A 22,644-nucleotide genomic window follows, 5' to 3' on the forward strand; every position below is an offset into this window, starting at 1 on the left:
TGGTCTCAATGAAAGATTTAGCATTATTAGAATATTTAGAAGGGTTTATTTCAGAAAATAGAAAGCAACGTTTTATTGAAATATTGGCCAATAGAACCCGTCATTTTACTGTTGTAGTTGAAGATGTGTACCAAATGCACAATACAAGCGCAGTAATGCGTAGTTGTGAAGTTTTTGGTATCCAAGATTTGAATGTTATTGAGCAAAAATTTAGTAAAACAATAGATAAGCAAATTGCACTTGGTGCCGAAAAATGGGTTGATATTCATGAATTTGGTAGTAATGCTTCTTGTATTAATTCACTTCGAAAAAAAGGATACCAAATCATTGCGACCACACCGCATAATGAGTCTTGTTTTTTGCATGAATTTGATATAACAAAACCGGCTGCTTTATTTTTTGGTACCGAAAAAGAAGGACTTTCTGAAGATGTCATGCGTCAAGCTGATGGGTTTTTAAAAATACCCATGGTTGGTTTTACCGAAAGTTTAAACATATCAGTTTCAGCTGCTATAATCATCCAAGACTTGACCAATAGATTACGCAATTCTAATATTGATTGGAAATTAACAGAACATGAAATAATAGCGAAACGATTAGATTGGACCAGAAAATCTATAAAAGATATTGCGTTTGTTGAAAGTCGATTTTATGATGAAGAATAATTGAAAAGGCTTACTAACTACTACGTCAGCAAGCCTTAATTAATCAAAAAGTAACTATATAATTATTGTTTATATATTCTGTGAATGGTAGGTTCGTTTTTAGCACTACTTATTTGCATAAAATACATACCTGAATTTTGAAAAGCATCACCAAAATTTTCAGTTAAGACTGTTTCATTTTTTAGTACTTTTCTTTGTGCAATCATACGACCAGTTACATCGTAAATTACGATTTCAACTTCACCTAAATAAGCATTTGTTATGGTCACATTTAGAGTATTCGTAAATGGATTTGGGGCAACAAGGGTGTTAGATGTTGTTGATGATTCAGTTTCATTTTTAGCAAAGCCTCTAGAATTAACAGAAACTTCTAAGTTTATAGTTGTTCCTCTAGCTAATTGCCTACTATATGGTGTTACTGTAAGGGTTTTGTTTGTAGCATACAAATCCCATGTTACTGTAACGGTATTGTCTAAAGGATTACTGTAGGTTAAGGTACCACCAGTAATTTGCCAATCATAATAAAATGCATTGCCCATTACTGAATAACTTTGGGTGAGACAACTACTGCAAATAGAGCTGTACCCGTCTAATGTAATTCCGTTTGGTTTTAAAAATGTGTTGTAAAAATAGTGAGCTCCATTAGGAGTAATGTCGGAATATAAATTAGAACCATTAAAATGAACATTATGACCACGATTGGTATAAGAATAAAATGCATGTGGAGCGTTTAATGCATTAGTACGATTATTCATTTGATTACTACCATAAACCGTTGGTAAATTAAATCCGGGTAGCCAACTAATGTATGAAAATGGCTCACCACTATTATAAGGTACGGTACTGTCGTTTGAACTATGGAAATAAACTCCTGGGATATCTGATGCGTTTTCAATATAACTTAAATCGCCCAATGCACCAGCAAATCCCATAACACCATTCGCTTTACCGCTTACTAGATTACCGTTTGTATACGTTTTATTATCACCTATGGCATCTAAACCACCTAAATCGGGTCTACCAAAATAATTTCTAGTGGAAGCAGGTCTTTCAATATCTTTGTCTAAATAAACTGCTTGATAGGCTAAAAAAGCACCAGCACTGTGTCCGGAAATGTAAATTTGATTTGGATCAACACCATAAAGAGCTGCATTTTTTCTAAAGAAACGCACAGCCGATCGACCATCTTGCAAGGCTCTATAGACAGCTCTTTTTGATAATTCTTTGTCGCCAATGTTCATTCCTAAACGATAATCTATAGTAGCTGTTACAAAACCTCTTTTTGCAAAAGATTCGCAAAGTTTAATCATACTGGTTTCTGTTCTACTGCCATTTACAAAACCACCTCCAAAAGCAAATATAATTACAGGTCTTTTGGTAAGTGTATCGTTTGATGGTCTGTAAATATTCATTTTTAGAGTTGTTTTTACATCTCCATACGTATCTTCATAAGCCAAACGATTACCAAATAAATTAAATGATTTTACCGTAGGTATATTGGTACTAAAAACAACATCCTTAGTTACTTGAAAAGTACTAGAAATATTTTGTAAATAACGATTTGGCAATTGTTGTGCTAAGGAGGTAACTATAAAAAATAGTACTCCTATAATAGAGAGAATAATTTTTTTCATGTTTCCGCTGTGAGTTAGTTAGATTGTTTGTTGTATAGTTGTGCTACTTTGTTTTGAAAGTCGGTATTATTATGAAAATAGTTTTCTATTTCATGATAACGGCTAGTTTTCATGTTGTTAGCGTTTACCAATGCATTTAGATTAGCTTTATGTAAAGCATTGTCTTTTTCCATAAAAGCTTTAATTGTTTCTAATTCTTTTTTTTCTGCATCGGTTAATACAATCTCATTGCCAGCAAATTGAGCTTGAAGAATAACGGTCATTCTTTCTTTTGATAAAGTGGTTTTTTCCAAAGCTTTTTCCATTGAAGTAGCTATATCAAAAGGATGATCTAATTGATGTTTGTAAATTTTTATAAATGTTTGGATTTCTTCTTGTGAGAAGTGGTTCTTTTCTTGAGAAAATACACAAGAAGCATACAGTAGTATTCCGAGGAATAGCATGCGCTTTAGTTTTTGTTGCATAGTTTAAAGATTTTGTTATTGATAAATAGTTTGTTTTGAAATTATGATTTTCATAAAAAATCAATAATTATTTTACTAATTTATTAAAATAAAAAATACTATGCATACATATAAAATATATTTTTTGTTAAAATTTAATGTTTTGTTTTGGTTTTGTAGTTGTTTATTTATTTGTTTTAAATGTTAATTTTTTAATTATAAATAATATGTCTTGTAAGTAATTGAATTGTTTTTTAGTGAACTATAGCTATTTTGTTTTAATTGAACCTTTACTGATAAAATAAAAAAGTCAATACGTATAAGTATTGACTTTGTAATGGAAAAATGTGATATTGTTATTTATTCTTTTTCAAAATTTTATATTCTTCATAACATGAGCTAATGGCTTCCAAGATTTGTAAATCGTTAGCCGTTTTAATAAAATACTGAGAATAGTTACAATTTTGAAGAATTAATGGAATGTCATCTTTGTCAATCTCTAATAAAGCCGCTAAGGTTTCTCTGTCAAACTTAGTAGATAATAACTCTCTTACAGTATCATCTTTCTTCATTTCTTTGAGTTTTCGCATTTGTTTTGGACGTTTACCAAAAGCATTGTATAGAAAATCAGCTGGATTAAAAATAGCACCTAGAACTTTGGTAACAGCACTTGGAGATTTATTTCCTGCTTCATAACCTGCATCTAATCCTGAAATGCTATAGCGATAATCACTTTCATTTACTGGAATTAATTTAGTGTCTACTTCAACATACCCTGTTAAATTATATTTAGATATAACAACTTCTTCTAGAGCATAGGCTTTTTCGGTTAATGATACTTTAGAGGTTTTGTTCTTAACCCAATCGTGCGTTACTTTAACTTTTATAGTTTCAAAACCTAAATATGAAAAGAGAAGTGTATCATTTGCCTTGGCTACAATTTCAAAAAAACCATTTCCATCGGTAATTGTACCGCTTACTTTGGTTGTATTGATTACGTGTACATTGTTCATAGGTAATTTAGTTTGACTATGTACAACTGTTCCTTGAATTGTATTGGTTAAGGTGTCTGTTTGACCTACTACTGTATGGGTCAATATTATAAATAAAAAGACTGTAAAGTATCTCATGGGCTAAATATTGATTCAAAAATACGAATCAAAAAGAGATATTTTACAGTCTTTATAATTAATTTATCAGAAAATTAACGAATTTGTTGATTAGCTTCTTCTAGAGCGTTTTGCTTTGTCGAAAAAACCATTTGAATTGTTGTTGTCGCTTCTTCTTCCTCTTCTTTCACCATCTCCCGATTTTTTTGAGTCAAATTTACGATCGCCTCCAGATCTTCTGTCGCTACCTCCAGAACGTCTGTCATCTCTGTTTTTATCTCCTCTGAAACCTCCGCCGGAACGTCTGTCTCCACCACGTCCATTGTGATCTCTTCTTCTTGAGTTTGATCCACCTTCGTTCTTAGAGATTTCAACATTAATTTTTCGTCCTTGTAAGCTAAATGCATTTAGAACTTCCATTACTTTTGGAGCAATAGATGCATCTGTGTTAAAGAATGAGAAACCTTCTTTTACGTCTACTTTAAATACATCATCTCGACCTAAATCTAAAGTGTCTCTTAAGAAATCTTTTAAGGTCATCCAATCAAAATTATCTCTGGAACCAATATTAATAAAGAAACGAACGGCACCATCAGTTGGAATTACTCCCGAGTCTCTTCTGTTACCGCCATCGGTTGTGATGTCTTTCGATTTTTTGTAATAATTGATAAAACGGTTAAATTCTACAGAAACCATTTTTTTTATTAATTCTTCTTTAGGAATATCTTTTAAAACTTCTTCAATAGCAGGTAAATAAGCATCTATTTCATGGTCTACTTCAACATCTTTAATTCTGTTTGCTAAATGGAATAATTGTATTTGGCAAATTTCTATTCCTGATGGAATTGGTTTTTCTTCAAATTTCGTTTTGATAATGCGTTCAATTTGAGAAATTTTACGCAATTCACTTTTAGTAATAATTACTAATGAAGTACCTGATTTTCCTGCACGACCAGTTCTCCCTGAACGGTGAGTATAGGTTTCTACTTCATCTGGTAATTGATAGTTAATTACGTGTGTTACATCATCTACATCAATACCTCTAGCAGCAACATCGGTAGCAACTAGCATTTGAATTTGTCTTCCTCTAAAAGACTTCATTACGCCATCTCTTTGTGCTTGAGATAAATCTCCATGTAGTGCCGCTGCACTATAACCATCTTCGATTAGTTTTTCTGCAACAGCTTGTGTGTCTCTTTTCGTTCTACAAAATACTACAGAAAAAATATCTGGGTTTGCGTCTGCTAAGCGTTTTAAAGCTTCATAACGGTCTCTTGCACTTACTAAATAAAATTCGTGAGAAACATTTTCATTACCTGAGTTTTTATGCCCCACGGTAATTTCTAGTGGTTTTCTCATAAATTCTTTAGCAATACGAGCTACTTCTTGTGGCATTGTTGCAGAAAACAACCAAGTACTTTTTTCTTTTGGAGTGTCGGATAAGATAGAAGTAATATCTTCATAGAATCCCATGTTTAACATTTCGTCAGCTTCATCAAGAACACAATAATTAATGTTTTTGATGTTAACCATGCTGCGGTTAATCATGTCTTGCATTCTACCAGGAGTAGCTACAATAATTTGAGCTCCTCTTCTTATTTGGTTGGCTTGTTCTGTAATGCTTGCGCCACCATAAATGGCAACAGTATTTAATCCTTTAATGTATTTAGAGTATAGTTTAATCTCATTCGTAATTTGAAGACATAACTCTCTTGTAGGCGATAAAATTAATGCTTGAGTGTCTCTATTTTCAGCATCAATTTTTTGAATAAGCGGAAAACCAAATGCAGCCGTTTTACCTGTTCCGGTTTGAGCTAAAGCTACAATATCAGTGTCTTTTTCCAATAATAGGGGAATCGCTTTTTCCTGTACTTCCGATGGATTTTCAAATCCAAGGTCTTTAATCGCGAGCAGAAGCGATTCATTTAGACCTAATTGTTCAAATTTATTCATAAAATATTTTAAATTGGGTGCAAAGGTATGTTTATTTAATTGGATAAACTAATTTGTTTGTGATTGATTTTCAAATAATTGAGTTTTTTTAATTGTTAGTTATGATAAAAAAAATGCTTTGGTAAAAAAAATAAAAGAATAAAATACAGTATTATTCGATACTTTTGTGAGAAATTGTTTTACAATAGATTATGTTTGAAATTATTGATGTTCTTGGAACTTTAGTTTTTGCTATTTCAGGTGCTTTAACAGCTATTTATAAAAAATTAGATTTATTTGGAGTTTATTGTATTGCATTTGTAACTGCTTTGGGTGGAGGGACATTGCGAGATGTTTTAATTGGAAACACTCCTGTAGGATGGATGCTCGATTTAAAGTATGTAGCTATCATTTTTATCGGATTTATACTGTCTCTTTTATTTAATAAGTATTTAGAAAAATTAAGAATTTCTTTATTTCTTTTCGATACTATTGGTTTTGGTGTTTTTACATTAATTGGTATTGAGAAAGGAATAGAGCATAATCTACATCCAGTAATTTGTATTGTTTTAGGTGCTTTAACAGCTACTTTTGGAGGTGTTATCAGGGATATTTTATGTAACGAAATTCCAGTTTTGTTTCGAAAAGAAATTTATGCAACTTTGAGTATTTTAGGAGGTCTTTTGTTTTTTATTTTATTGAAATGGGGTTTGGATTTAGATCTTATTTATCTGTTATCAAGCGTTTTTATTATTTCGGCTAGAATTATAGCTTTTAAATTAAACTGGAGTTTGCCTACTGGTAATGTTTTTCTAAAAAAATAAGTAACTGTTTTACAGCTTTCGCTCTGTGGCTATAAAAACTTTTTTCTTCCATGCTTAACTCTGCAAATGTTTTATTTACTTCATTTGGTTGGAAAATAGGGTCGTACCCAAAACCTTTATTTCCTTTTTTTTCTGAAATAATATGACCATTAGCAATTCCTGTAAAAAGATGTTGTTCTTGGTTTATGTTTAACGCGATAACTGTTTTAAATTGGGCCTTTTTATTAGTAAATGGTTGTAATTCATGAAGTAGTTTGTTCATGTTGTCTTCCGAATTTTTATGTTCGCCAGCATACCTTGCAGAATAAACACCTGGTGCGCCTTGTAACGCTTCTACTTCTAGACCTGTATCATCAGCAAAACAGTCGTACCCAAATTTTTCACTAACATAATTTGCTTTCAAAATAGCATTTCCTTCAATGGTTGTGGCTGTTTCAGGAATATCTTCATGGCAACCTATTTCTTCTAAACTTAGAAGAGTTATTCCTTCTGGAAGCAGTTGTTGAATCTCGGCTATTTTATTTTTATTATTGGATGCAAATACTAATTTCATAATTAACTCTTTTTGTGTTTCCATCTTTTATGTGTCCATAAATAATATTCTGGAGCTTCGTAGATTTGTTCTTCAACTTTTCTAATAAATGCTTCAGATATTTCATAATTAGGTATAGAACGAGCATCTTCTGTCATTATTTCCAAAGTGGCTTCATAATACCCTCTTTTGATTTTTTTAGTTTTTAGGAAGACAACATTCATATTGAGTCTTTTCGCTAATAATTCAGCACCAATATGTATAGGAGTTTCAATACCCATAAATTGATACCAATGCATACGGTGGGAATATTTGGGAGATTGGTCACTAGCGAATCCATAAATACCAAGAATGTTATTTCTTTGATTGTATTCCATTACCTTGATAGATTCTTTCGTGGTGATTAAATTTGCTTTGAATTTTGAACGAATTTTATGTACTAAACGATCAAAATATGTATTGGCTATTTTTTTATAGATTCCATATCCTTTGTAATGAATGTAGTAGTTCATAGAAATAAGCCATTCATAACTAGCATAATGTGCGCAGAGAAGTGCAATACTTTTATTTTTTTTCTCAAGTTCAAGGTATACATCTAAGTTAGTAATTTTAAATCTTTTTTGAATTTCTTTTTTAGAAATAGTCATCGTTTTTATCATTTCCAAAAACATATCACACATGTGAGAATAAAATTTCTTTTCTATATCTAGCCTTTCTTTTTTTGATAAAAGAGGTAAAGCTAGAGCTATATTTTCACGAACTACTTTTTTTCGGTATCCAACTACTCGATATACTAAAAAACAAATTATATCTGAAAAAAGATAGAATAGTTTAAAGGGTAAAATTGAAATAAGGTAAAGAATTGGGTAGAGTAATATATATAGTAAAAGTTGCATATTATTTTTTTACAAATATACTTCTTTAAAATCATAAGAAAATACCTAAAGTATTATTAAATTTACAGAAAAAAAGACTAAAGATGGATATGATTTTAATAGCTATCATCGGAGTAACGGCTTTGATAAGTTATAAAGGGTTTAGTGATTATGATTTTTTTCGTAAATACGAACTTCATATAGGAAGAATTCGAGCTGGAGAGCAAATTAGAATGATTACTTCTGGATTTTTACATTTAGATTTCATGCATTTATTATTTAACATGATTACGCTTTATTTTTTCGCGCCTTATGTAATTCGTTTTATAGGAGATATTTACTTTTTATACGTTTATTTTGGAAGTATGATTACTGGTAGTTTGTTAACCTTGTATTTACATAAGGATGATTATTCCTATCGTGCTATTGGTGCTTCTGGAGCGGTAATGGGGGTGATTTACGCCTCTATTCTATTAGATGTAGATCAACAAATGCTGTTTTATGGCTTTATTCCAGGATATATTTTTGGTATTGGTTATTTGTTTTATTCTATTTATGGGATAAAAGCGAAAAGAGATAATATAGGTCATACCGCACATTTTGGAGGAGCAATAGGAGGTTATTTAATTACACTTATGAGAGAACCTTCTCTTTTTGAGACAAATACGAAAATTATTGTATTGTTAATGGTTCCAATTGCTATATTATTCTATATGAATAAGGCAAACAAACTCTAGTTTGGCACGTCTTTTGAATAAATAAACAAAAAACAATAATATGAAAAAGCAAATTTTAACCTTAGTATTAGTAGTAACAACCATGATGAGTCAAGCACAAGAAAACAGAATTATTCAAGCCCCTCAGGTAACAGTTTCTGGGGAAGGAAAAATAAAAGTTACTCCAGATGAAGCTATCATAACGGTAGGAGTGGAGTATTCTGGTTCAGATGCTAAAGAAGTAAAGAAAAAGAATGATGAAACTGTAGATTTAGTTATTAAAACAATTAAAGGTAAAGGAATTTCGGTCTCTGATTTTCAAACCCAACAAGTTTCTTTGTATAAGAATTACGATTATCAAACAAAAAAGAATACTTATGTAGCCAGTCAAACTATAAAAATTCATTTAAAAGATTTGTCAAAATATGAAGCGGTTATGATGGATTTAGTAAATAGTGGTATTAATCAAATTCAAGGAGTAGAGTTTAAATCTTCTAAAATGAAACATTACGAAACTGAAGCTAGAAAAAAAGCAGTTTTAGATGCTAAAATGAAGGCAGAAGATTATGTTTCGGTATTAGGACAAAAAATAGGAAAAGCAATTTTAATTTCTGATACAACACAACCAAGTTATCCACAACCAATGTACAGAAATGTGATGGCAAAAGGTTTAGAAATGGATGCTGCTAATGAAACGTTAGCAATTGGTGAAATTGAAATTACGGCAAGTGTAACAATTAGTTTTATTTTAGAATAAATAATAGAAATACAATAAATAAAAAAAGCATCAAGAAATTGATGCTTTTTTTGTGGGGAGAGCAGGATTCGAACCTGCGAAGGTTTCCCAGCAGATTTACAGTCTGCCCTCGTTGGCCGCTTGAGTATCTCCCCAGCCTGTGTCGCTACTTTGACTTAGCGATTGCAAATATAATACAGTTTTTAATACTTGCAAATAAAAAATCAGCTATTTTTTTAATAATTTTATAACTGTTTGTAAATGAAAAGTATAAAAAAATCTCCTTAAGGAGATTTTTTTATTTTTTGAGGTAATACTATAATTATAAGCCTAAAAGTTCTCTAACTTTTGTTTTTAATTCATCACCTCTTAAGTCTTTTGCAACGATATTTCCTTTTTCATCTAAAATAAATGTAGCTGGAATACTTTCCACATGGTATAGTTTTGCAATTGGTTCTTCCCAATGTTTTAAATTAGATATATGATTCCATACCAAACCATCTTTTGCAATTGCTTCTTTCCATTTATTTCCATCTTTATCCAATGAAACACCTATAATGTTTAATCCTTTTTCGTGTAATTCATTGTATAAGGCTACTACATTAGGATTCTCTACTCGACAAGGTTTACACCAAGAAGCCCAAAAATCGATGATGGTTACCTTTCCTAAAGACTCTTTTAAAGAAATTGTTTTTCCTTCTGGTGAAGGCGCACTAAAATCTGGTGCAGGAGCTCCTACTTGTACTGCGGCATCTGTTTCAGTAGTTGTTTTTGTTTCAGTAGTTGTCGCAGAATCGATAGCCTGTTTAATTTTTTTGCCTACTTTAGTATCTAATAATGATTTGTCAAATTTTTCATAATACCCTTTTGCTTCCTCTGGTGTACAACCACCGCCCATAAGCATACTTTCTAATAATAGAGCAGAAACATAAGCTTTAGGATTTGAAGTAATAAAAGCGATATAAGTCTCCTTAATGTCTTTTTGAGTTTTTTCTTGTATAACCGCAAAATCTTTCATGATTTGATTAATTGTAGCGGTATCTTGAGTCATTTGCGCATTCTTTATTTTTTCGCTATTTATTTTTTTGAAATTTTCAATTTCTTTTGTAGCTTGAGTTGCTTTATCATTAAATTCTTGAAATTTTGTATTATTATAGGTGCCACCAATTTTTGATTTGTGAATACTATCATTATCAAATTCAATTTCTGTTTTGCCTTCTTCTAAAATAATGGGTAAGGCTAACATTCCATTTTCAGGTTTTATATAAGCAACGTCTAAACCAACTGTTTCTCCTTTAAATTCAAATTTGTTGTTTTCTACAATTGCTGTATCTTTTGCAATTGGCATTCCCTTGTCATCTTGTAATTCTAAAATTAATTTTTTACCATTTTCAAGACCTTTAACAGTCCCAGTAATTTGATATTCATTTTCTAAAGCTTTCTCACAAGATGTAAATGCAAAAGCTGTAACTAGTAATACTAAAATTTTCTTCATTTATAATTTTGTCATTTAATTTTAAGCAAATGTATTTAAATAAATACACTATTATAGTAATTTAGATTTAAAATTTTCATAAAAAAATCAGGTACTTAGACCTGATTTTTTATGAAAAATAGTTTTTATTTTAATGTTGAAGGGCAAACATAATTAGTCAAAGAAATATTCGTATTTCTAATGCCTGCCATTCCTTTTTCTACATTTATCATATTGTGATAGCCTCTAGATTTCATTATTGAAGCCCAAATTACTGAACGATACCCACCTGCACAATGTACGTAAAAAGGATCTTCTTTTGGTATTTCAGCTAAATGATCATTAATAAAGTCTAAAGGAATGTTAATAGCATTTTCTACATGTTCTGCCGTAAATTCTCCTGGTTTTCTTGCATCGACTACAATTGCTTTTTCATAATTTGAAGCAAAGACTTCTGGAGTAATTGAAGTAATAGAATCAACTTCATATCCTTCTTTCTTCCACGCCTCCATACCTCCATTTAAATATCCTAAAGTGTTGTCAAAGCCTACTCGAGATAAACGGGTTACCGTTTCTTCTTCTTTTCCTTCAGGAGTTATTAGTAAAATAGGTTGTTTCACATCTCGTATTAATGCGCCTACCCATGGTGCAAATTGACCATGTAAACCAATAAAAATTGAATTTGGAACATGTTCTTTAATATAATCATATTCATTTCTTACATCCAAAATTACGGCTTCAGTTTGATTTGCAATTGCTTCAAATTCTTTAGGAGTAAGAGGTTTATTTGCCTTTTCTTTCACTGAATCTAGACTTTCGTAGCCCTCAATATTCATCAATACATTTTGAGGAAAATAGGCAGGAGGAGGCAATAATCCATCAAGAAGTTCGTTTTTAAACTCTTCTAATGTCATATCGGCTCTTAATGCATAGTTTGACTTTTTTTGGTTTCCTAAGGTATCTGTTGTTTCTTTACTCATGTTTTTTCCACAAGCACTTCCCGCACCATGATTTGGATATACAATTAAAGAATCTTCTAGCGGCATAATTTTGCTTCGAAGCGATTGAAATAAGTATTCTGCTAATTTCTCTTGTGTTAAATCGGCTACTAATTTTTGTGCCAAATCAGGTCTGCCCACGTCACCAATAAATAAGGTATCACCTGTTATAATACCATGATTTTTACCATTTTCATCTGTAATTAAATAGCAAGTGCTTTCTAAAGTGTGTCCTGGTGTGTGTATGGCTTTTATAGTATACTTACCAATGGTAAACTCTTGATCGTCTGTTGCAATGATAGCTTCAAAATTTGGTTTAGCAGTTGGTCCATACACTATTTTTGCACCTGTTTTTTGGGCTAAATCTAAATGTCCAGAAACAAAATCTGCGTGAAAATGAGTTTCAAAAATGTATTTTATAGTAGCATTATCTTTTTTGGCTCTTTCAATATAAGGTTCTACTTCTCTTAGAGGATCGAATATAGCAGCTTCTCCATTATTCTCAATATAATAAGCAGCATGGGCAATACAACCCGTATATATTTGTTCTATTTTCATGTCAAATAAAATTTTATGACTACAAATCTACAAATAATATATTTTAATGGAGGTAACCTTAGTTACATTAATTCTTTACCAGTAATGATTATGGCCATTGCCAAGACAAAATAAGCAAACCCTTTTTTTAATTGCACTTCATCAATGTATTTACTAATGTAAGTTCCCGTAAAAATGCCTATCATTGAAATAATAGAGAAAGGAATTAAGAAATTCCAATGAATGTCTATATTTTGTAAATCTCCCAAAAAACCAATTAGCGAATTCATTGCAATAATAAACATAGAGGTGCCTACCGCTTTTTTCATTGGTAACTTAGCTATTAATAATAACGATGGAATGATTAAAAATCCTCCGCCAGCACCTACTAAACCAATAATGATACCAATGCAAATATTTTGAATAATGATTTTAATCAAATACTGTTTCTGAGTTACTTCTTTGAGGTTTATTTTTGTTTTTTTAATCATTGATAATGCGGCAAAAAGCATGATTAATGCAAACAAAAGCATCAAGAATGTGTTTTTGGTTAGAATAATATCATTTTTTTGAAAAATAACACTTGGAATATTCGGAACAATATATTTACGTGTCATAAAGACACCTATAAAAGAAGGAATAGCAAAGATAATTCCGGTTTTAATATCAACTAATTTCTTTCTATAATTTAGTGTAGCACCAAAAGCAGAAGATGTACCCACTACAAAAAGAGAATAGGCCGCACTTACAACAGGATTGTATCCTAGTACATACACTAATAATGGAACGGTAAGTATAGAGCCACCACCACCTGTTAATCCTAAAATAATTCCAATAAAAAATGCGCCTAAATACCCTAATAATTCCATTAAATAAATATTATTTCTATTTTATTTCTATGAAGTTTTATTTTTCCTTGTAATTCTAAACTCTTCAATAATCTAGAAATAACAACTCTAGAAGTATGCATGTCATAAGCAATTTGTTGATGTGTATTATTAATTTCTGTGCTTCCGATTACTTTAGCTTTATCTGTTAAATATTTATACAAGCGTTCGTCTAAGTTCATAAAAGCAAGTGTATCTATTGCTTCGAGCATTTCGTTTAAACGAATAGTATAACTTTCAAAAACAAAATTTCTCCATGTTTTGTATTTTGTTAGCCATTCTTCCATTTTTTCAACAGGAATCATAAGCATAGCTCCGTCATTTTCTGCAATAGCTCTAATTTTACTTTTGGATTTACCCATGCAGCAGGTTAATGTCATGGCACAAGTATCACCCCGTTCTAAAAAATAAAGTAGTAACTCGTCTCCATTTTCATCCTCACGTAGAATTTTAATAGCACCTTGTAATAAAAGAGGCATTGATTTAATGTAATCACCTATTTCAATTAGATAATCATCGGCTTTAAATTCTTTATATGTAGCTACTTTTTCAATGTCTTGTAGCAATTCTTCTTCAAAAATATAACCGTAAGCTTGTTCTAAAACTTCTTTCATTCCAGATTTTTTGTAAAGATACATTTTATATTAAATTGAAGTATGTTACTTTTGTTACATAAGTAAAAAAGCCGATTCAAATGTATTTATTGAATCGGCTTTTTTTATAGAGAAGTATCTATTTTATAGGTCACTGTGAGGTTCAAGACATATTGTATTCCAATTTCTGACTTAGCAACATCAATTATTTTATCAAAACCTGATAAGGGTACACCATCATAATAAAAAGTAGTGTTTTTTCGAGCTATTTTTTGAATAAAATTCTGACTTTGAGATCGGTTTCTGTAATAAGTTTCAACATCAGCACTTTCATAAGCTTGGTATTTTTTGTACTGTGTTTTTGGAAAAAATATGGAAAATTCTTCTTGTGCATTGGGTGTACCCACTAATTTTTTCTTAAGCGCATGTATGTATTGTTCTTTTTTTTCATGGGCTATTTTCATAGCTTCTTCAAATAAGTCAAGATGAATTTTCATTGCATCATTATTTGCATAATCTACTTTTATAATGTCATAAATACTATATTTAGATGCTTTGGTAATTATGTTTTCTATTTCAGTTAAATTTTTACTGGTAATAATGATGTTCTTTTTTACTTCAAAGCCTTTTAAAAATTCTGTTGCATTGTTTCCAGAAATATCATAATCATATATTTTAGTTTGTGAAATAAAATCTACATAAATAGCTTCTTTTTTTATGTTCATTTGTGCTAAATCTTTTGTAAAAGAATCAATTCTTTTATTTAATGTTGCATGACAGTCTTGAACTGTAGTTGCTTCTTCATTGGTGCCCAATACCAAAGTAAAATAATCAGCTTTATTATTTAAAAGTATTTTTACAGATACATTTAATTGATTTTCATTAATTTGGGTTGTGCTGCCTTTGGTGTAATTTTTTGATGTTTCATAGGAATTGTTGCCATAAACTTGATTGCCACTAATTTGTGATTGTAAAGAACAACCCCAAAAAACCATTAAAAGAGTAACATAGTTTTTCATAATTATATTTTTTTAAAATTTTGTTAAGCAAACCTAATAGCTATTGTAAAAAATATTTTGGTATACTTACTGTAATCTTACTGTAATGTTTTTTCAGTACTTTTACAGTGGTTTTACAGTATTGTTTTTATTTAATATTATAGTTTTACCAAAGATTTATGACCAGTATGGAAGTGTTTTATAAATTAAAAGATAGTGTTTTACAACACTACAAAAAGCGCTATCCTTATTTTAATGGAAATTGGAAAACGTTTAGTTCGCAAGATATTGTAAACCTTATTGAAGATGTTGAAGAAAAATGCAAAGCTAGCGTTAGTGAAAAATGGATTTACACCCATTTAAAACCAGAAACCAATGAAAAGTTACCACGAAAGGATATGCTGGATATTTTTTCACAGTATGTGGGTACAGCTAGTTGGGATGCATTTCAATACGAATACAAACGATTGGAGAGTAGTATTGTTACTGAAAAACCTAAGCTATCAAAAAGGATTCTGATTATATATGGAAGTATATTTGGAATTCTTTCTTTGATAGTAATCGGGTTATATTGGCAAATCCAAAGAAAAACAGTAGAAACGAAAACGATTCGTTTGGAAGAAAAATTTACACAAGACACTGTTGTTTCTCAGGTTACAAAAGTGTATCTTATTGATCACAAAAAGGAAGAAGAAATTGAAATAAAAAATTCTAAAATAGAAGTCAATAAGGAAGCGAAAGTAGTGGTGAAAAGCCCTTTTTATAATGAAAAAACTATCGACTTAAAAGAAAACCCTGAAGTAAAAAAAATAGTTTTAGAGCCTAATGATTATGCCAATATTTTACAAGGATTTATTAAAAGTGATCTAAAAGATTGGGCAACGAGAAAAGAACAATTACAAAAGATTTTGCATGATGATATTGAAGTTATCGTAATGTTACCCAATAATTTAGGATCAGAATATTTTAATAAGGCAGAATTCTCTCAGAAAGTAATTATTCCAACAGCTTCACTAAAAAAAATGAAAATTGTAGAAGTGAAAAATGCTGAAAATAACCAAATTATTTTTATTCGATTAATTCAAGAATAATGAAAAAAACGATATACATCTTTCTTTTTTTTAGCGTTTCATTTTATATGAAAGGTCAGAGTAATGCTGTAACCAATGTGAATAGAAATATAGCAACTCAATTTTCGAAACCAGCTGTTTTAGCCTATCAAAAGCAAGCAGAAAAAACGATAATCGATTTTTATAATTACTTAAATTTATATTCTGAAACAACTCATGACAAAGATTTAACAGAAGAAATAGATGCGAGTATTATTAATTTGTTTTTAAATACTAACATTCCATTAAAAAATATTTTACAATCTTCCGATAATGTAATTACTTTAAAGCAATTTATTGTTGAATGCCATCAGAATGAAAAAGTGTTTAAATTTCTAGCATGTAAAGAAAATAAAGTATCCGATTCTTATTTTGAATTACTATACGAAATTGAAGTTTCTGAAAATGATAGCACAACCAAACACTTAATCCAACAAAAAGTTTATTTTTTTCCTAGCGAAAAACACTTTGGTACCACAACAAAAAATGTGTGGCAATTAAAATTAGGAGAAATGTTATGAAATATAATTCTTTGAACTTTCACAAACATACCTTTTGCGAGTTTCAAGAAGTGACTTTCTCAGCAATAGAATCGTTACAACAAAGTTATAAAAGTAAATCGGGTAGTAGTTATTATTTTACAGAAAAAGGAGTGTATCGAGTTTCAAATCATTGGGGAAGAGCTGCAAATTGCAGGTGGCGTTTAAAAAGTGATAATATTAAAGTGAATAATACAAAGGCGAAAATTGGATATGCACTTTGGACCGATTTTTACCCCAATAATGATAAAGACAAACTGTTTTATATTGAAGTTAACTGGCTTACCAAAGAGGTTACTTTTCAACATAAAAAAAATCCGAATTATCAATCTAATTTCATTGTCAGAGATGCTTTGGCTACAGCCAAAAGAATACAGCAGGTAAAAGAAGTGTTAACGGAAGAACTTTGGGCAAAACACCTTGTTTTTAAAGACATACATATTTTGCGCGAACAAGTTATTACAAAATTACTTGAAACAAATGACACGTTTATTAGTATCAAACAACATTATTTGTAATGGGAAGAAGAAATGAAACCAATCGAAAAGCACATAAAAAGAAAGCCGACGATAAAAAGAACAGAGAAAAGGAAGCAAAAAATGCTTTAAAAGAAAAAAAGAAAGCAATTTTAACTAAATTCAATCAAGATAAAGATGAGTCAGGACCAACTCCAATTTCTTCATAGAGAAATACAAACCATTATCGATGCAATGGCTGGAAAAGAATATAAAACGGCCAATAATAAACTAGTTATAATCAGAGAGATTGTTGAAGAATTAATGGATACCACTCCAGATGATGCCCTGTTAGTTGAATTTAGTAAATATCAGGTCGTATTACAGCATTTGCAAAAGAAGATTAATCAAGCAGAATAAAACAAGTCATTATTACGTTACTTATTTTAATGCACTATTGTAGCAAAAAATAGTTTCTTTAACTAAAAATTAATAAACGTTATTCTTTTTGCTATCTAAGATTTAGTACCTTTATACTACAAAAAAATGCTACACATTACACTTTTATGTAAGCAATTTTTAAATCTAAATCTTACCTATAAAATAAATTTAAGCAATTGAAAAAGAATATATATAGTAGTGGGTTTCAGTTTACCAAATTTGAAGCCCCTTTTCAAACTCCTTTTGATAGATTATTTCCTATTTTCAAGGAATTAATAACGCATACTTCAGGTGATTTTGATGAAGCGATTGATTGGTTACGCCAATTAGATGAAGAATATCAATTAACTACTCCTGAATATACGATAGACGATTTTATTGAAGATTTAAAGAAAAAAGGATACATCAGAGAGGAAGTAAAACCCGATGGTTCTGGTGGAATGGCAATTACAGCAAAAACAGAAAGAGCCATAAGACAACATGCCTTAGAACAAATTTTTGGAAATTTGAATAAAGCGGGTTCAGGAAATCATAAAACGAAACAATCAGGAAAAGGAGATGAACACACAGGAGATTTGAGAGCCTTTCAATTTGGAGATGCAATTGAACAAATTTCCTTAACCGAAAGTCTTAAAAATGCCCAAGTAAATAATGGGGTAGGCGAATTTAAATTAACGGAACAAGATTTGGTTGTTGAAGACACACACCACAAATCGCAAATGAGTACTGTTTTAATGATTGATATTTCTCATAGTATGATACTTTATGGAGAAGATCGCATTACACCTGCTAAAAAAGTAGCAATGGCTTTAGCCGAACTTATCACAACGCGTTACCCAAAAGACACCTTAGATATTTTAGTTTTTGGTAATGATGCCTGGACAATCCAAATTAAAGATTTACCGTATTTACAAGTTGGTCCTTATCATACAAATACCGTAGCAGGGCTACAATTAGCCATGGATATTTTAAGAAGAAAAAGGAATACCAACAAGCAAATTTTCATGATTACAGATGGTAAACCCAGTTGTGTAAGAGAAAAAAATGGCGAATACTACATGAATAGTAACGGTTTGGATCAATATATTGTAGATAAGTGTTATAATCAGGCTGCGCAAGCTCGAAAATTACACATTCCAATTACTACTTTTATGATTGCAAGAGATCCTTACTTACAAAAATTTGTCAATTATTTTACAGAAGCTAATCAAGGAAAAGCATTTTATACGGGTTTGAAAGGGCTAGGTGAAATGATTTTTGAAGATTATGAAACCAATAGAAAGAAGAGAATTCGTTAGAGAATAATTAGTACTTAGTTATCAGCCGTCTGTTCGAGCGCAGTCGAGAACAATTTAATTTCAAAAATTTATAAATGAAGCTATTTCTTTTGTTTATTTTATTTCTAATTTCAAACATAACTTTTAGTCAAAAGGATTCTCTTTCTTTTGAAATGGAAGTTTACAATCGCCATTTTGATTTACCAAAGCCTATACTTCCCGAATACAGAATCTTTGAAGGTGTACAATTAAATGTCATTTGGGAGTGTTTAATAACGTTAGAAATCATGCACCATATAAAAGAAGATATTGATTTTACTGATGTGAGAAACCAAGTGTTTGATAGGTTAAAACAAATGAGTTCAATTTTAGCACACGAAGGAATTTTTCTGTATTTAACAAGTGGATTAGATTGCTCCTATCATGCTGCTGAAAATAATAGAAATTTTAAAGAAACTAAAGAGTTACAAATATGCGTTGGTGATTGTATAACACCATCTGGATATAGTGAAGGAAAAGAGATATTTAATAAAATGACGAAGAATATTCAAAATACACTACAAAAATAATAGCGATTCAAAACAGTAATATATTATGAAAGAAATAAAAACCTTAGGTGAATTAAAAAAAACAGGATACCAACCTATAACCATAAAAGACGAATTACGAAAAAACCTTCGTCTTAAAATTAAAGCAGGAGAAACTACTTTTGAAGGACTTCACGGTTATGAAAACACCGTAATTCCAGAATTAGAACGTGCTATTTTATCGCGACATAATATTAATTTATTAGGACTTCGCGGTCAAGCCAAAACCAGATTGGCACGCAAAATGGTTGAATTATTAGACGAGTATATTCCAGTAGTGGCTGGTTCAGAAATTAACGATGATCCATTACAACCTATTTCTCGTTTTGCCAAAGAGCTACTAGCGGAAAAAGGAGATGACACTCCTATTACTTGGTTACATAGAAATGAACGCTTCTTTGAAAAATTAGCTACTCCAGATGTTACAGTAGCCGATTTAATTGGGGATGTAGATCCAATTAAAGCTGCCAATTTAAAATTAAATTATGCCGATGAACGCGTTATTCATTTTGGAATGATTCCAAGAGCACACCGTTGCATTTTTGTTATTAATGAATTACCCGATTTACAAGCACGCATTCAGGTGGCTTTATTTAATATTTTACAAGAAGGCGACATTCAAATTAGAGGTTTTAAACTGCGTTTACCTGTAGATGTACAATTTATTTTTACAGCTAATCCAGAAGATTATACCAATAGAGGTAGTATTGTAACACCTTTAAAAGATAGAATTGGTTCCCAAATTTTAACTCATTATCCTGAAAATATTCAAATTGCGAAAACCATAACGGCTCAGGAAATTAAATTAGACCATGACCAAGATATCCTTGTTTATGTGCCAGAACTAGCAAAAGACTTGTTAGAACAAGTGGTTTTTGAAGCACGCGAAAGTGAATTTGTTGATAGCAAAAGCGGTGTTTCTGCACGATTGAGTATTACTGCTTATGAAAATTTATTGGCTACTGCAGAACGTAGAGCATTAATTAATAATGAAGATAAAACAACCGTTCGTTTATCTGATTTTATGGGAATTATTCCAGCTATTACTGGAAAAGTTGAACTAGTATATGAAGGAGAGCAAGAAGGTGCAGCAACCGTTGCTCAATATTTAATCGCAGATGCAGTAAAAACATTGTTTCCAAAGTATTTTCCAAAAATTGAAAAACTAGAGAAACCCAATGAAGAAAATGCTTACACCAATTTACTAGAGTGGTTTTTTAATGAAAGTGGTTTTGAATTATTAGACGATTTTACCAACGAAACCTATCAAGAAACACTTCAAAATATAACTCCACTTCAAGCTATAATAGATAAATACCAACCAACCATTGCGAAAAAGGATGTCTATTTCTTAAAGGAATTTTTACTTTGGGGATTAGTAGCTCATGATAAATTATCTAAAAATCGTTTCCAAAAAGGATATCAATACCGAGATTTATACAGTAATTTCATTAATAAATTGTAAGACAAAACGGTAAATAGAAAGACCTGCAATTTTAGTATTCTTTTTAAAATTGCAGGTTGCTTTTTGAAATAAAAATTATTTTTTTCTTTAAATAGTGATAAATCATTAACTTTTTTAAATAAATTATAGTTTTTCGTAAAGAAAATAAAGCGAATTATAGATAGCTTTTCAAATCATTTTTTTAAATTTGAGAAACAACAAAAACAAATCATGACTGAGAAAAAAGAATATCGTCAAAAAATCTTTCAGCACTTAGATGGATTAGTTACTGCTCCAGTAGCCATGGCACTCTACAAGAAAGGCATTTGCAAAGTAATTTTAGAAAAGGAAAAAGTAACTTTATCTGAGTTAACCAAAGAATTTAATGCAAATGATGGGTATCTAAATATAGCAGTCAGAACGTTAGCTTCTCAAGGTTTTTTAGAATATACTTTAGATAATAAAGAAAATACCATTACCATTCAAAGTAATGCTAAATCGGCATATGCTTTTTCTTTATTTCCGTTATATCAGGATGTGGTACACTTATTAAATGAAACAGAATTATTTACTTCTGTTCGTATTGCAACAAATTTTATTCCACAATTGAATGCTATTTTTTCAAAGTTTAAAAATAATTTTGAGATTCAGTTTTCAGAGAATCAGGAAGAAAGAGCAATTCAAGAACAAATTTTAACACATATTGAAGGTTATTTAGTAGCACCAATTGTTGTTAGTTTAGGAATGACAGGTATGTTTCATAAATATTTTATGGAAACTTCATTCAGAGCAGAAGAATTTCATCGTGAACCTGAAGTATTCAAAGTTATTCTCGATTTTTTTGCTCATTTAAATTGGTTTACTGAAAAAAATGGCAATTATCAATTTACTGAAACTGGCTTGTTCTTTGCGAAACGAGCAACAGCTTATGGAGTAACAGTTTCTTATTTACCAATGTTTAAAAAAGTAGAAAACTTATTATTTGGTAATCCAAAGAGTTTGCGAGAAATTGCTCCACATGAAGATGAAATCCATGTGAATAGAGAAATGAATGTTTGGGGAAGTGGTGGTGCACATGCTACTTACTTTAAAGTAATTGATGATATTATTATCGAATTATTTAACAAACCTATAAATGAGCAACCCAAAGGTATTTTAGATATGGGTTGTGGCAATGGAGCCTTTTTACAGCATATTTTTGAAGTGATTGAACGTCAAACTGTAAGAGGGAAATTTTTAGAAGAATATCCTTTATTTTTAGTAGGAGCTGATTACAATCAGGCAGCATTAAAAGTTACAAGAGCCAATTTAATTAAAGCTGATATTTGGGCAAAAGTGATTTGGGGAGATATTGGTAGACCTGATCTATTAGCTAAAGATTTGGAAGAAAATTACACTATCGATTTGAAAGATTTACTTAATGTACGAACTTTTTTAGACCACAACCGAATTTGGGAAGAACCTAAAGAGATAAAAATGGACAGAATCAGTATTTCTACCGGAGCTTTTGCACATAGAGGGGAAAGAATGGATAACAATAGGGTAGAAGATAACTTATTGCAACATCTAAAAAAATGGTCTCCTTATGTACAAAAATATGGATTATTAATTATTGAATTGCATACGATTTCCCCTCAATTAACAGCTCAAAATTTAGGAAAAACAGCAGCGACAGCTTATGATGCTACACACGGTTTTTCAGATCAGTTTATTGTTGAAATAGATGTGTTACACAATATGGCAGCTGAAGCTGGTTTGTTCCCAGAGCCTTTGTATTTTAAGAAGTTTCCAAGTACAGATTATGCTACTGTAAGTATCAATTTATTAAAAGGACATTAA

Annotated in this window: 24 protein-coding genes and 1 tRNA gene; 13 read left to right on the forward strand and 12 right to left on the reverse strand. The window is 30.6% G+C overall.

Features of this window, described 5'->3' with window-relative positions:
* Positions 1–8: 8 nt before the first annotated feature.
* On the forward strand, positions 9–665 hold the full coding sequence (locus tag CX675_RS13980; protein ID WP_130735868.1) for an RNA methyltransferase: 657 nt from the start codon (positions 9–11) through the stop codon (positions 663–665).
* Between the two features lie 62 nt (positions 666–727).
* Here CX675_RS13980 and CX675_RS13985 read toward each other — a convergent pair whose 3' ends face one another.
* The 4 genes from CX675_RS13985 to CX675_RS14000 all read right to left on the reverse strand — a co-directional run bounded on the left by CX675_RS13985 (position 728) and on the right by CX675_RS14000 (position 5,804).
* Entirely contained in the window at positions 728–2,299 is a 1,572-nt protein-coding gene (locus CX675_RS13985; RefSeq protein ID WP_130735869.1) for a carboxylesterase family protein, read from the reverse strand.
* A gap of 14 nt (positions 2,300–2,313) precedes the next feature.
* Positions 2,314–2,763, reverse strand: a complete 450-nt coding sequence (locus CX675_RS13990) for a hypothetical protein (protein ID WP_130735870.1) — start codon at positions 2,761–2,763, stop codon at positions 2,314–2,316.
* Positions 2,764–3,098: 335 nt separating this feature from the next.
* Complete coding sequence (locus tag CX675_RS13995; RefSeq protein ID WP_130735871.1) at positions 3,099–3,872, reverse strand: carboxypeptidase-like regulatory domain-containing protein; 774 nt, start codon at positions 3,870–3,872, stop codon at positions 3,099–3,101.
* A 90-nt stretch (positions 3,873–3,962) separates the two neighbouring features.
* Complete coding sequence (locus CX675_RS14000; RefSeq protein ID WP_130735872.1) at positions 3,963–5,804, reverse strand: DEAD/DEAH box helicase; 1,842 nt, start codon at positions 5,802–5,804, stop codon at positions 3,963–3,965.
* Positions 5,805–5,995: 191 nt separating this feature from the next.
* On the opposite strand from CX675_RS14000, the gene CX675_RS14005 reads away from it, so the two are divergent.
* Entirely contained in the window at positions 5,996–6,607 is a 612-nt protein-coding gene (locus CX675_RS14005) for a trimeric intracellular cation channel family protein (protein ID WP_130735873.1), read from the forward strand.
* On the opposite strand, the gene CX675_RS14010 is transcribed toward CX675_RS14005, so the two are convergent.
* Positions 6,579–7,160, reverse strand: a complete 582-nt coding sequence (locus CX675_RS14010) for a non-canonical purine NTP diphosphatase (protein WP_130735874.1) — start codon at positions 7,158–7,160, stop codon at positions 6,579–6,581. The genes CX675_RS14005 and CX675_RS14010 overlap by 29 nt on opposite strands.
* A gap of 2 nt (positions 7,161–7,162) precedes the next feature.
* Positions 7,163–8,035 (reverse strand): lysophospholipid acyltransferase family protein, encoded by an 873-nt coding sequence (locus CX675_RS14015; RefSeq protein ID WP_130735875.1) that lies wholly within the window; start codon positions 8,033–8,035, stop codon positions 7,163–7,165.
* A gap of 83 nt (positions 8,036–8,118) precedes the next feature.
* Between CX675_RS14015 and CX675_RS14020 the strand changes: the two genes are divergently transcribed.
* Positions 8,119–8,751, forward strand: a complete 633-nt coding sequence (locus CX675_RS14020; RefSeq protein WP_130735876.1) for a rhomboid family intramembrane serine protease — start codon at positions 8,119–8,121, stop codon at positions 8,749–8,751.
* A 40-nt stretch (positions 8,752–8,791) separates the two neighbouring features.
* Positions 8,792–9,487 carry an SIMPL domain-containing protein gene (locus CX675_RS14025; protein ID WP_130735877.1) on the forward strand — a complete coding sequence of 232 codons (696 nt, stop codon included), beginning with the start codon at positions 8,792–8,794 and terminating at the stop codon, positions 9,485–9,487.
* A gap of 53 nt (positions 9,488–9,540) precedes the next feature.
* On the opposite strand, the gene CX675_RS14030 is transcribed toward CX675_RS14025, so the two are convergent.
* From CX675_RS14030 to CX675_RS14055, 6 genes are all read right to left on the reverse strand, one after another.
* Positions 9,541–9,621, reverse strand: a tRNA-Tyr gene (locus tag CX675_RS14030).
* A gap of 167 nt (positions 9,622–9,788) precedes the next feature.
* On the reverse strand, positions 9,789–10,961 hold the full coding sequence (locus CX675_RS14035; protein WP_240723644.1) for a TlpA disulfide reductase family protein: 1,173 nt from the start codon (positions 10,959–10,961) through the stop codon (positions 9,789–9,791).
* Positions 10,962–11,086: 125 nt separating this feature from the next.
* On the reverse strand, positions 11,087–12,496 hold the full coding sequence (locus tag CX675_RS14040) for a rhodanese-like domain-containing protein (protein ID WP_130735878.1): 1,410 nt from the start codon (positions 12,494–12,496) through the stop codon (positions 11,087–11,089).
* Between the two features lie 62 nt (positions 12,497–12,558).
* A complete protein-coding gene (locus CX675_RS14045) occupies positions 12,559–13,344 on the reverse strand; it encodes a sulfite exporter TauE/SafE family protein (protein WP_370277774.1) in 786 nt (261 codons plus the stop codon).
* Entirely contained in the window at positions 13,344–13,976 is a 633-nt protein-coding gene (locus CX675_RS14050) for a Crp/Fnr family transcriptional regulator (protein WP_130735880.1), read from the reverse strand. Before CX675_RS14050 ends, CX675_RS14045 begins: the two co-directional genes overlap by 1 nt.
* Positions 13,977–14,080: 104 nt before the next feature.
* Positions 14,081–14,974 carry an SIMPL domain-containing protein gene (locus tag CX675_RS14055; protein ID WP_130735881.1) on the reverse strand — a complete coding sequence of 298 codons (894 nt, stop codon included), beginning with the start codon at positions 14,972–14,974 and terminating at the stop codon, positions 14,081–14,083.
* A 158-nt stretch (positions 14,975–15,132) separates the two neighbouring features.
* Between CX675_RS14055 and CX675_RS14060 the strand changes: the two genes are divergently transcribed.
* The 9 genes from CX675_RS14060 (at position 15,133) to CX675_RS14095 (ending at position 22,644) form a co-directional block, all read left to right on the forward strand.
* Positions 15,133–16,044, forward strand: a complete 912-nt coding sequence (locus CX675_RS14060) for a hypothetical protein (RefSeq protein WP_130735882.1) — start codon at positions 15,133–15,135, stop codon at positions 16,042–16,044.
* Positions 16,044–16,583 carry a hypothetical protein gene (locus CX675_RS14065; protein WP_130735883.1) on the forward strand — a complete coding sequence of 180 codons (540 nt, stop codon included), beginning with the start codon at positions 16,044–16,046 and terminating at the stop codon, positions 16,581–16,583. The genes CX675_RS14060 and CX675_RS14065 overlap by 1 nt, the downstream gene beginning before the upstream one ends.
* Entirely contained in the window at positions 16,580–17,119 is a 540-nt protein-coding gene (locus CX675_RS14070) for a hypothetical protein (protein WP_130735884.1), read from the forward strand. The genes CX675_RS14065 and CX675_RS14070 overlap by 4 nt, the downstream gene beginning before the upstream one ends.
* Positions 17,119–17,286 (forward strand): hypothetical protein, encoded by a 168-nt coding sequence (locus CX675_RS19875; protein ID WP_165396054.1) that lies wholly within the window; start codon positions 17,119–17,121, stop codon positions 17,284–17,286. The genes CX675_RS14070 and CX675_RS19875 overlap by 1 nt, the downstream gene beginning before the upstream one ends.
* Complete coding sequence (locus CX675_RS14075) at positions 17,255–17,476, forward strand: hypothetical protein (RefSeq protein WP_130735885.1); 222 nt, start codon at positions 17,255–17,257, stop codon at positions 17,474–17,476. The genes CX675_RS19875 and CX675_RS14075 overlap by 32 nt, the downstream gene beginning before the upstream one ends.
* Positions 17,477–17,673: 197 nt before the next feature.
* Entirely contained in the window at positions 17,674–18,795 is a 1,122-nt protein-coding gene (locus CX675_RS14080; protein ID WP_130735886.1) for a VWA domain-containing protein, read from the forward strand.
* A gap of 74 nt (positions 18,796–18,869) precedes the next feature.
* Positions 18,870–19,343 carry a hypothetical protein gene (locus tag CX675_RS14085; protein WP_130735887.1) on the forward strand — a complete coding sequence of 158 codons (474 nt, stop codon included), beginning with the start codon at positions 18,870–18,872 and terminating at the stop codon, positions 19,341–19,343.
* Positions 19,344–19,368: 25 nt separating this feature from the next.
* Positions 19,369–20,826, forward strand: coding sequence for an AAA family ATPase (locus CX675_RS14090; protein ID WP_130735888.1), 1,458 nt, complete (start codon positions 19,369–19,371; stop codon positions 20,824–20,826).
* Between the two features lie 210 nt (positions 20,827–21,036).
* On the forward strand, positions 21,037–22,644 hold the full coding sequence (locus CX675_RS14095; protein ID WP_130735889.1) for a class I SAM-dependent methyltransferase: 1,608 nt from the start codon (positions 21,037–21,039) through the stop codon (positions 22,642–22,644).

Source organism: Flavobacterium sp. J27 (assembly GCF_004303025.1).
In the GTDB taxonomy this organism is placed as follows: Bacteria; Bacteroidota; Bacteroidia; order Flavobacteriales; family Flavobacteriaceae; genus Flavobacterium.